At 73.1% G+C, this 10,808-nt stretch carries 7 protein-coding genes; 3 read left to right on the forward strand and 4 right to left on the reverse strand.

Annotated elements, in window-relative coordinates; translation table 11 throughout:
• The coding region (locus tag ESO86_RS05745) for a sensor histidine kinase (protein WP_165307367.1) at window positions 1–1,856 on the reverse strand (1,856 nt) is incomplete at its 3' end.
• Between the two features lie 52 nt (window positions 1,857–1,908).
• Window positions 1,909–2,580, reverse strand: coding sequence for a response regulator transcription factor (locus tag ESO86_RS05750; protein WP_129233998.1), 672 nt, complete (start codon window positions 2,578–2,580; stop codon window positions 1,909–1,911).
• 217 nt (window positions 2,581–2,797) lie between these two features.
• On the opposite strand from ESO86_RS05750, the gene ESO86_RS05755 reads away from it, so the two are divergent.
• The 3 genes from ESO86_RS05755 to ESO86_RS05765 all read left to right on the forward strand — a co-directional run bounded on the left by ESO86_RS05755 (window position 2,798) and on the right by ESO86_RS05765 (window position 8,428).
• A complete protein-coding gene (locus tag ESO86_RS05755; RefSeq protein ID WP_165307370.1) occupies window positions 2,798–6,442 on the forward strand; it encodes a DUF3376 domain-containing protein in 3,645 nt (1,214 codons plus the stop codon).
• A gap of 97 nt (window positions 6,443–6,539) precedes the next feature.
• Window positions 6,540–7,070 carry a hypothetical protein gene (locus ESO86_RS05760; protein ID WP_129234002.1) on the forward strand — a complete coding sequence of 177 codons (531 nt, stop codon included), beginning with the start codon at window positions 6,540–6,542 and terminating at the stop codon, window positions 7,068–7,070.
• Window positions 7,067–8,428, forward strand: a complete 1,362-nt coding sequence (locus tag ESO86_RS05765; protein ID WP_129234004.1) for a type III PLP-dependent enzyme — start codon at window positions 7,067–7,069, stop codon at window positions 8,426–8,428. Before ESO86_RS05760 ends, ESO86_RS05765 begins: the two co-directional genes overlap by 4 nt.
• A gap of 59 nt (window positions 8,429–8,487) precedes the next feature.
• On the opposite strand, the gene ESO86_RS05770 is transcribed toward ESO86_RS05765, so the two are convergent.
• Both ESO86_RS05770 and ESO86_RS05775 read right to left on the reverse strand, forming a co-directional pair.
• Complete coding sequence (locus tag ESO86_RS05770; protein ID WP_129234006.1) at window positions 8,488–10,296, reverse strand: ABC transporter ATP-binding protein; 1,809 nt, start codon at window positions 10,294–10,296, stop codon at window positions 8,488–8,490.
• A partial coding sequence (locus tag ESO86_RS05775) for an ATP-binding cassette domain-containing protein (RefSeq protein ID WP_165307373.1) occupies window positions 10,293–10,808 on the reverse strand: 516 nt, incomplete at its 5' end. The genes ESO86_RS05775 and ESO86_RS05770, both read right to left, overlap by 4 nt.

The following is a 10,808-nucleotide window of genomic DNA, read 5'->3' on the forward strand; positions in this document are numbered from 1 at the left end:
GCGGAGACGACGCCGGGTGCGACGGAGCCCGCCGGGCCCGGCGAGACGTCGGCATCGGGCGGCGCTGCTCCGGCATCGGCGGCGACGAGGAGTCCCGCCCCGCTGGTCGGGAGGTCCTCCGAGGCGTCGAGGTGCGCCGGCATCCGCACCGTGACCGTCGTCCCGGCGCCGCGCGGCGAGTCGAGCTCGATCGAACCGCCGACCGCATCGATGCGGTCCACGATGCCGAGCATCCCCGTGCCCTTCTCGAGCGACGCCCCGCCCACGCCGTTGTCGCGGATCGTCAGCACGAGCTCGTCGCCCTCGACGTACGCCCGCACCCAGGCTCGCGTCGCCTGGGAGTGCTTCGCGATGTTCGCCAGCGACTCGGCGACGGCGAAGTAGGCCGTCGACTCGACGAGCTCGGCGAGCCGCCCCTCGGGCTGCACCGCGATGTCGACCGGGACCGGGCAGCGCCCGGCGAGCTCGGGCAGCGCGAGCGCCAGTCCGCCCTGCGACAGCAGGCTCGGGTGGATGCCGTGGGCGAGCTCGCGCAGTTCCCTGAGCCCCTCGTTCAGGGTGGCGATCGACTCCTCCAGCTCGTTCGCGAGCGCGTCGTCGGCGGAGGCGCGCGCCGTGTTGGCGGCGATGCGGAGCTGCATGCCCACGGCGACGAGATGCTGCTGCGCCCCGTCGTGGAGGTCCCGTTCGATCCGCCGCCGCGCCTCGTCGCCCGCCTCGACGATGCGCTGACGCGACTGGCGCACCTGCTCCAGCGTCCGCTCGATCTCCGACCTGAGCCGGCCGTTGTCGACGGACAGCCGGAGCGCGCTCGACACCCCGTCGAGCAGGCGCATGTTGTCGGTCAGCACGCGATCGTGCCGGATCAGCGCGATCGGCAGGCCGCTCGGCGAGGCGACGGGCAGGATGCTGTGTCCGCGGCCCTCCTCGGCCGAGTCGATCGGGAGGCCGGCGGCGTCCACGTACCGCCCGCGCTCCTCCTCCCACCAGAAGACCCGCACCGAGTCGTCGCGGAGCGTGCGCGCGAGCGATTCCGCCCACAGCCCGCGATCGGCGCCCTCGCGCGTGATGCGCATGAGGTCGGCGACGCGGGCGCGCATGTTGCGCGCGTGCGCGATGCCCGCGACGAAGCACACCGGCACCGATGCCATGGCGATGAGCGAGACGGTCTCGAGCGCGAGGTTGGGCGCCGCTCCGGTCGCGTACCGGACCATCTGCGCGGCGAGCGTGCTCACCCACGACAGCAGCGCGACCGGCATGAGGAACGCGACCGTGCGCGCCGGAACGCTTCCGCGGACCCAGCGCAGGAGCAGCCGGAGCGCGATCGCGATCGCGAGCGCCACCCCGACGACCCGGTAGCCGATGTCGACGATCGCGAACACGGTCGGCGCCTCGGCGAGCCGGTACGGGTTCGGCACGCACTCGCACGGCACCGAGTCGGGTCCGGCGAGAGCGAGGACGGTGAGGAAGTTCACGACGGTCGCCACGAGCGCCGTCGTCGCGATGACGCGATCGAAGCGGTCGCCCAGTCCGCCGCGCGGGTACACGAGGACGAGGATGCCGGCGACCACCGCCCAGCCGAGGTCGACGCCGCGGAGGATCGGCCAGAGCCATCCGAGCGATTCGATCACCGGGTAGAACGCCTGCGGGATCCAGAACAGGACGAACACGATCATGAGCCGCGCGGGCACCGGGTTCGGCCCGATGGCCCATGCGACGCCGGCGCACGCCGCGAAGACGAGCGGGACCATCGCGTGCACCGTCGTCCAGGACAGCTCGGGCCGCAGCGCCTCCGGGGTCGCGAGGTAGCCCGAGACCTCCATGAACAGGCTGATCGCGACGACGGTCGCGATCACGGCGGTCCGTCGTGCGATCCGCCCGCGGCGCCCTGGGGCCATCACAAGGGCATCACCTCTGGCCGAGGAGCGTCAGCACCGCGAGCACGCGGCGGTGGTGCTCGGGGGACTCCTCCAGGTCGAGCTTCTGCAGGATGCTGCGCACGTGCGTCTCGACGGTCTTCAGGCCGAGGAACAGTGACTGCGCGATGCCGCCGTTGGAGTAGCCCTGCGCCATGAGCTCGAGCACCGACCGCTCCCGTTCGGTGAGGCGCGCGAGCGGGTCGTCGGCGCGGGTGCGCTGCACCAGCTGCTCGACGACCTCCGGGTCGACGACCGACCCGCCGGATGCCACGGTCTGCACGGCGCGCACGAGGGTCTGCGGTTCGGACACGCGTTCCTTGAGCAGGTAGCCGGTGCCGCTGCCCGCGCCCATCACGCGGAGTGCGTACTCGGGCGTGGCGTACATCGAGAGCAGGAGGATGCCGATCTCGCTGCCGTCCTGGCGGATCCGCTCCAGCGCGACGATGCCCTCGTCGCGGTGGGTCGGCGGCATGCGGATGTCGAGCACGGCGGCGTCGAGGTCGAGGTCGTCGATCGCGGCGAGCAGCTCGTCCCCCGTGCCGTACGAGGCGACGACGTCGATGCCGCCACCCTCCAGCACCTTCGCGATCCCCTCGCGAAGCAGCAGCGCGTCGTCCGCGATGGCGACCCTCAGGGGCCGTTCCTCCGTGCGCTCAACCATTCAGGCACCTCCGATCGAAGGCGTGCGTGAGCCCCCGACGTCCATGCGCCGCCTGCTCCCGACGATACGCGCCGAGCCGACCCCTCGGGGGACCCCGTTGTGGGGACAGTCCCGTGCGCCGGGGGGCACGGCCGTGCCACGCTGGGAGCAGGTCGCGCACCCTGCCTGCCGCGCCGACCCCGAGGCGCCGGCCCGCGCCGTCCATCCGAGGAGCGTCATGGTCCGATCCGATGCGTCGCCGGCATCCGCCCCAGTTGCGTCGACGGCACGCGTCACCACCTCCGAGCGTCCGGTCCGACTCGTCGTGGTCGGCGCGGAGGAGCGCGTCGACGACGTGCTCGAACGCCACCCCGGTGCCATGCCGTCATTCAACCGCACCCTCAGGGTGGCGCTCGCGATGCGCGGAGGCGTGAGCCTCGCCGTCTGGATCGGCGGCACGGTCGCCGAGCTCGACCTGCTGCGTCGCATCCGCCTCTTCGACGTCGGCGACGAGACGCTCGCACTCGTCCCCGAGACCGCCGAGCGGCCGCTGACCGATCCCGTGCTCGCCCGCCTGCAGGCCTACGCCGAGATGCTGGATGCCGCCGGGTACGACCGCGTCGAGTTCGACCTGCTCGCGGGCGCGAGCGCGGGCGGCCTGAACGCGGTCGTCTACGCGGTGGCCCAGCGCGCCGGCACCGGACTCGACCGGCTGCTCAGCACGTGGGGCTCCGTCGGCGGCTTCTGGGGGCTGCTGCATCCTCCCGGCGCCCGCGGCATCCTCGCGCTCATGCAGGGCGAGAAGTACTTCCGGGCGGAGACCGGCAGGGCCCTGGTGGAGATCTACGACACCGACGACCGGCATCCCGACCTGGTGTCGGAGTACACGGCCGTCGACCTGTCGGTGACCGTGATCGACGCGACCGACGAGTACGAGGAGGACGCGAACGAGGGCCGAGGGCACTTCCGGTTCGTCGGCGAAGACGCGCACCGACTGGACAACCGGATCCCCGCCCGGCGTCGCGAGCTCGAGGCGGTCGATCCGAGCGTGCGCGACGACGACCTGACCAACCTCTCGAGGCTGGCGCTGGCCGCGCGATCGACCTCGTCGCTCCCCGGCGGATTCGAGCCCGCGGCGATCGACTCGTTCCAGGGCGACGCGGGCGCGGGAGACGAGGCGGACATCGACGGCGGGCCGGGGATGCGCTTCGCGTTCGCCGGTCACCGGTCCGAGGCGAGCACGCCGTACCGCGTGGTCGACGGAGCCGTGTTCGACAACGTCCCGATCGAGCGCGCGCTGCGCGCCGCACGGTCGCGCGTGTCCGACCGGCGCGCGGATCGGGCGATGATCTTCCTCGACCCCGAGCCCGACCCGCCGCTCGGCGGACGGGTCGACTGGGACCCGAACGCGTCCCGGTTCTTCCGTGCGATCAAGGCGATGTTCGACCGTCAGCTCCGACGCGAGTCGGTCGCCCGCGAGGTCGCGGAACTCGAGCGGTTCAACACCGCGCAGCAGGTCGCGAGGGCGCGCTTCGAGAGCGCCGCACCGCTCGTGGCCAGTGCGCTCGTCGACCCGTCGGGCGTGACCGCGCGCCGACCCGCCTACCTCAGGGCGCTCTCGGTCGACCTCGCCGACCATCTCGCCGAGACCATCGCCGCCCCGAGCCTCTGGCAGCTGCACTCCTCGCTCGAGCATCGGCGGCGGTACCGTCCGATCCCGCTCGTGAAGCTGACGGCACTGGCGGAGGTCGCGACCGAGCGGGTCGCCGCGCTCCCGCCGACGCAGCGCGATGCGTTCGCGCGGTCGCCGCTCGCGCTCGCGGACGCCGCGAACTGCGTGCTCGGCTGGTCTCGCGCGCTCGAGGCCCTGCCGGCGGCATCGGGAGCACGGCACGGGTTCGCCTTCGGCGAGGTCCGGGCGTCGGCCTATGCCGCGCTCACGGCGGCCATCGCGTGGCGGGATCGGATCACCGTCCGCGTGCTCGAGACGACGGCCGCGTTCGCGGAGCGCGGCGACGACCCGACCGTCGACGATCTCCGCGACTGGATCGACCTCTGGCTCGCCGAGAGCCGCCGGTACCGGGAGCGGGACCTGTGGGACGGCCTCGACACGGCCGTGGCCCTGCTGCGGATCGCGACGGTGAACGTCGAGCGCGAACTGGCCGTCGGAGCCCGCGAACTCACGCCGGAATGGGCCGCGTCGCCGTGGCGTCCGCTGGCATCCAGTCCCATGCTGTCGGCCGTCGACCTCCCTCCCCTCTACCACTCGGCCGGCATCCCGCCGGCGCTCTCGAGCGTGCGGTACTGGGCGATCGGCGTGGACGAGCCGCCCGCCGACCCGCAGGAGTTCCGCGCACTCGTGGCGGACCAGTGGTACGCGATGCTCGGCCGGGTCCTCCGCAGGGGCGACCTGGACCCGACCGAGGCCGCCGCGGCCATCACGGCGGCGTCGACGGAGGTGGTGCTCGACCGGGGATCGAAGCTCGCGGGCTACGGGGTCGGCAACTTCCTCGGGTTCCTGGCCCGGGACTGGCGGGTCAACGACTGGTGGTGGGGTCGGCTCGACGGCGCCGCCGGCATCGCCAGGTTCCTGACGTCGCTCGCGCCCGACGCGATCCGGACCGAGCACGCCGTGCGCGTGCTGCAGGACGCGGTGCTGGCCGAGGCGGACGAGCCCGAGGTCGTCGGTCGCGACCTGTCGCCGCTCGAGCCGGCGTCGCCCCCGGCGACCGCTGACGGCGTCACCGAGGGAACGACCACGGCGACCCCCGAGGCGGGCACGGCTCGACGCGCACGATTGCGCGCTGGGACGGACACCATCTTCAACCTCGACCCGTCGTACCGGTTCGCCATCGCGTCGCGCGCGGTCCGCCTGCTCGACCGAGTCGTCGTCCAGCCCGTGCGGGCCGGCACTCGCTGGCTCGCGTGGGCGGCGCTGTTCCTGCTGCGCCCGCTGCTCGTCCCGCTCCCGACGGTCTTCGACCCACCCCGGCTGGCGCTGGTCTCGGGCTTCGCCGCCGCGGTCGCCTGGCTGCTCACCTGGGACGACATCGAGCGCGATTCGATCTGGTGGCTCGGCGTCGCGCTCGTGTCGGGCCTCGTCGCCATCGCCGTCATCGCGGGATCGGTGGCGTCGCGCCTCCGCCACTGGTCGGCGGTCGCCGACGCCCTCGACGGGGACCTGGGCACTGCGGCCCGGGAGGCGCGGCACCGCGCGCTGCGCCCGACCTGGTCCTTCGCGGGCGTGGCGATCGCGAGCGTCCTCCCCTTCATGATCGCGATCATCGGAAGCAACTTCCTGCTGATGCTGCTCTGCCTCGGCGTCACGGTCGTGCTGACGGCGATCGCCGTGCGCGCTGCCGGTGCGGCGACGCGTGCCCGGCTCCCTGGCCGGGACGGGCGCACGATCGCGATGATCTCGATCTTCGCCCTGCTGGGCGGCGTCCTGCCGTTCGTCCAGCTCGCGACGGAGTACGTCACGCGCGACCGCACTCCGGAGGCGCTCGAGGTGCCGCAGGAACTCAACTGGGTCGCCCTCGCGATCGGCGCGGCGGCCGTCACGATCGCGCTCACGTGGGACTGGCTCCGGATCCGGTACCGGCCGCCGGTCGTCGACGAGGACGGGGAGGGCGAGGGCGGCCGCCGCGTCAACCGGATCAACCTCGTCAACTGGTGCTCGGTGACGATCCTCTCGGTGCTCGCCGGCCTCACCGCGTACGCGATCGCGAAGTTCCTCACCGTCGGCATCGCCTCGCTCCTCGCCGACACGATCGCCGCGACGGCGTTCATCGTCGCCTGGGCGAACGTCGTGTGGTGGATGCCCGACGGCATCCGCCGACTGCCGCGCATCGAGGACCGCGTCGACCGCGCGCCGATGGACTGACGTCGGCGGCCATCGCGCGTCGTTTCAGTGACGCCCCGGACGCGATCCGGGTGGCCGCCCCGATCCGGCGAGCGCCGCCGGCCGGGACGCTTGGCGCATGCTCGGATCGGAACGGGGCCGCGTCGCTCGATGGATCGCGCGCTACCTGCCGCTCGAGGTCCTCGGCACCGTCGCGGCCGTCGGCGGTGCCGCGGTGGCGTACGAGGCATCCGGCTCGCTCGTCGCCGCCGCGGTCGCCGGGACGATCGCGGAGGGCGTCGGCTACTACGCGCTCGTGGTGGTGCGGGACATCCGCGGGCACCTCGCGTCGAGGCGCGTGCGCCGGCACGCGGGTGCGCCGCGGCGTGCGTTCGTCGCCGTCTCGCTCACGCTCCGCGGCATCGTCGCGGAGTTCGGTGCGGCCGAGGCGCTCGACACGTTCCTGGTGCGACCCGCGTGCCTCGTCGCTGCGACGAGCGTGCTGGGCCCGAACCCGACCGGATGGCTCGTCGGCAAGCTCGCCGCCGATGCCGTGTTCTACGCCGTCGCGATCGTGTCGTTCGAGTTCGGGCGCCGCCTGATCCTGCCGGACGGCGGGTCGGATGCCGCGGCGCCACCGACGCATCGGTTGAAGGGAGCCGTCGGATGACGCTCGCACTCCAGCCCCCGACCCTCGACCGGCTCGGATCGGGCGTACCGGATCGGCTCGCGGCGCCGAGCGACCTGCGGCCGCGCCGACCCCGTCCGGGCCGACGCCGGCTCGGCTCGAACACGGGCCAGCTGCCGGACCTGCCGCCGCACCGAGAGCTCGTCCGGCGCGAGCTCGCCGCGTACGCGCAGCGCATCCGCCTCGGTGCGCTCGTGCGGGAGCACGGGTCACCGCTGTTCCTGCTCGACGTCGACCGGGTCGCGACGCAGCTGCTCGCGCTCCGCCGCGAACTGCCGGGCGCCGGCATCCACTTCGCGACGAAGTCGCTCCCCCACCCCGCCGTGATCCGCGCGGTCCACGGGTTCGGCGCGTCGTTCGAGGTCGCGTCGCGCGGCGAGATCGACCTCCTCGAGCGGGAGGGCGTGCCGATCGGACGGTGCCTGCACACGCACCCGGTCAAGTCGGTGGCCGACATCACGGGCGCCTACCTGCGCGGCATCCGCACCTTCGTCGTCGACAGCCCGTCGGAGGTCGCGAAGTTCGCCGGGCTGCCGACCCACGACGTGGGCGTGCTCGTCCGGCTGTCGTTCCCGAACCCCGACGCGAAGTCCGACCTGTCGTCGAAGTTCGGCGTCGCGCCCGAGGACGCCCCGGCGCTCGTCGACCTGTGCCGCCGATCCCGGCTCGCGGTGCGCGGGTTCACGTTCCACGTCGGCAGCCAGACCACCTCGGCCGCACCGTGGGTCCGTGCGATCGCGACGACGCTGCAGCTCATGCGCTCCCTCGAGGCCCTGCACGGCACCCGGTTCGAGGTGCTCGACCTCGGCGGCGGGTTCCCCATCGGCTACGACGAGCCGGTGCCGTCGCTCGCCGAGCTGGCCCGCGGCATCCGCCCGGCCCTCGCCGCAGTGCCCGAGCACGTGCGCGTCGTCGTCGAGCCCGGCCGCTTCATCGCGGCGCCCGCGATGACCCTCATCACGCGCGTGATCGGCACGAGCGATCGCGCGGACGGGCGGTGGCACCACCTCGACGAGGGCCTCTACGGCGCCTACTCGAACATCCCCGCGGAGGACGTGCACGCGCTCGTCTTCGCGGCCGCCGAGCTCGGCGTGCGACCGCTCGGCGACGACGCGGCCGAGCGGACCGCGCGGCGCGTGCTCACGCGCGTCCGCGTGCCCGTGACGCTCGCCGGACCCACCTGCGACAGCGTGGACGTCGTGGCGCGCCACCTGCCCCTTCCGCCGCTCGCCGACGGCGACCTGCTGGTCTCCCCGATGATGGGCGCCTACACGTGGGCGACGGCGACGGGCTTCAACGGCATCGCGCGGACACCGGTCGTGGAGGTGTCCGCGGCCTGATCGCCGACGACCGGGCGGATGCCTCGGGCTCGCGCCCGAGGCATCCGCCCGCCGCACCGCTACACGAGCGAGTCGCGCCAGGCCGCGTGCAGCGCCGCGAACCGGCCCGTGCCGCCGATGAGGTCGGCGGGCGAGCCGTCCTCGACGATGCGGCCGTGCTCCATGACGAGCACCCGGTCGGCGATCGCGACCGTCGACAGGCGGTGCGCGATGATGACCGCCGTGCGATCGGCGAGCAGGGTCTGCAGGCCCTCCTGCACGAGTCGCTCGCTCGGGATGTCGAGCGAGCTCGTCGCCTCGTCGAGGATCAGGACCGCGGGGTCGGCGAGGAACGCGCGTGCGAACGAGATCAGCTGGCGCTGGCCCGCCGAGACGCGCCCGCCGCGCTTGTTCACGTCGGTGTCGTAGCCGTTCGGCAGTCCCTCGATGAACTCGTGAGCGCCCACCGCCTTCGCGGCCGCGACGATCTCGTCGAAGGTCGCCTCGGGCCTGCCGAGGGCGATGTTGTCGGCCACCGATCCGGAGAACAGGTACGCCTCCTGCGTGACCATCACGATCGCTCGGCGCAGGTCCTTCGGGTGCATCCGGCGCAGGTCGACGCCGTCGAGTTCGACGACGCCGTCGGTCGGGTCGTAGAACCGCGAGATCAGCTTCGCGAGCGTCGACTTGCCCGCGCCCGTCGAACCGACGAGCGCGACCGTCTGGCCTGCGGGCACGTCGAGGTCGAACCTCGGCAGCACGACGCGGTCGGGCGTGTACGCGAACTCCACGGACTCGAAGCGCACGCGTCCGTCGGCGGTCCAGAGGTCGACCGGCTCGGCCGGGTCCGGCACGCTCGGCTGCTCCTCGAGCACGCCCGAGATCTTCTCGAGCGCCGACGCGGCCGACTGGTACGAGTTGTAGAACATCGCCAGCTCCTCCATCGGGTCGAAGAACCGCTTCGTGTAGAGCACCGCCGCGAGCAGCACGCCGATCTCGAGCACCCCGTCGGCCACGCGGAACCCGCCGACGAGCAGCACGCCCGCGACCGCGACGTACCCCATGAAGTTGAGCGCCGGGTTGTACACGGCGAACAGCCCGAGCGCGCGGGCGTTCACGTCGCGGTAGTCCTCGACCACGTCGCCGAAGACCCGCTCGTTGCGCCGCTCCGACCGGAACGCCTGCACCGCGCGGATGCCCGTCATGGTCTCGACGAACTGGACGATGAGCCTCGCGCTCGCGACGCGCGAGCGCCGGAACAGCTTCTGCGAGCGCACCTGGAACCAGCGCGTGAGGACGGCGAGCGGCAGCAGCGTGACGAGGAGGACGAGCCCGGAGAACCAGTCCAGCCACACGAGCGCGATCGCCGTGAACAGCATGTAGAGCACGCCGCGCACGAGCTGGTTGATGCCCTCGTCCATGAGCTCGCGGATCGCGTCGAGGTCGCTCGTCTGGCGCGAGATGATGCGGCCCGACGTGTACGACTCGTGGAACTCGAGCGAGAGCTTCTGCGTGTGCAGGAACACCCGCGTCCGCAGGTCGATGAGCACGGCCTGGCTGATGCGCGCGGCCATGCGGATGTACCACGCGATGAGGAACGCGCCCGCCGCGCCGGTGACGAGGTAGGCGAGCCCCGCGAGCCCGACCGGCAGCCAGTCCTGCGCCATCAGCGCGGGCAGCCCCTGGTCGATGCCGTAGGCGATGATCGCCGGCCCGGCGACCTGGGCCGCCGTCGAGACGACGACGACCGCCATCGTCACCCAGAGCTGCGCGCGCAGCGGCTGCAGCAGGGACCCGAGCAAGCGCAGGCTCCGCCTGCGGATCCAGCGGGACTCGGCCTTGGTGTACTCGTCGCGCTCCTCGCCCTGCACCCCGATCACGGTGCTCATCGGATCGCCTCCTTCGGTTCGGCCGGTCGGGCCAGGTCCTCGCCGTCGATCAGGTCGGATGCCTCCGCCTGCGCGCGACGCTCTTCGTCCTCGAGGCTCGAGATGACGAAGCGGTAGTGCTCCGACTCGCGGAGGAGCTCGGAGTGGGTGCCGACCGCGGTGATCCGCCCGTCCTCGAGGAGGGCGACGCGGTCGGCGAGCATCACCGTCGACGGACGGTGCGCCACGATCAGCGCGGTCGTCGAGGCGAGCACGGTCCGCAGCTCGGCCTCCACGCGCGCCTCGGTGGCCACGTCCAGCGCCGACAGGGGGTCGTCGAGCACCAGCACGGCGGGCTTCGCAGCGACCGCGCGCGCGAGGGCGAGACGCTGGCGCTGCCCGCCGGAGAGGCTCATGCCCTCCTCTCCGACCTTGGTGTCGACGCCGTCGGGCAGGTCGTACGCGAAGCCGGCCTGCGCGACGCGCAGCGCCTCGTCGAGCACGCGCTCCGCCTCGGCCGCGACCGCGGGGTC

The sequence above is a fragment of the Agromyces binzhouensis genome (genome assembly GCF_004135055.1).
In the GTDB taxonomy this organism is placed as follows: Bacteria; Actinomycetota; Actinomycetes; order Actinomycetales; family Microbacteriaceae; genus Agromyces; species Agromyces binzhouensis.

Excerpts from the sequence above, each read along its gene's own strand:
- ESO86_RS05760 (WP_129234002.1), top strand. The coding sequence starts at position 6,540 with ATGCTCGGATCGGAACGGGGCCGCGTCGCTCGATGGATCGCGCGCTAC.
- ESO86_RS05755 (WP_165307370.1), top strand. The coding sequence starts at position 2,798 with ATGGTCCGATCCGATGCGTCGCCGGCATCCGCCCCAGTTGCGTCGACG.
- ESO86_RS05770 (WP_129234006.1), bottom strand. The coding sequence starts at position 10,296 with ATGAGCACCGTGATCGGGGTGCAGGGCGAGGAGCGCGACGAGTACACC.
- ESO86_RS05765 (WP_129234004.1), top strand. The coding sequence starts at position 7,067 with ATGACGCTCGCACTCCAGCCCCCGACCCTCGACCGGCTCGGATCGGGC.
- ESO86_RS05750 (WP_129233998.1), bottom strand. The coding sequence starts at position 2,580 with ATGGTTGAGCGCACGGAGGAACGGCCCCTGAGGGTCGCCATCGCGGAC.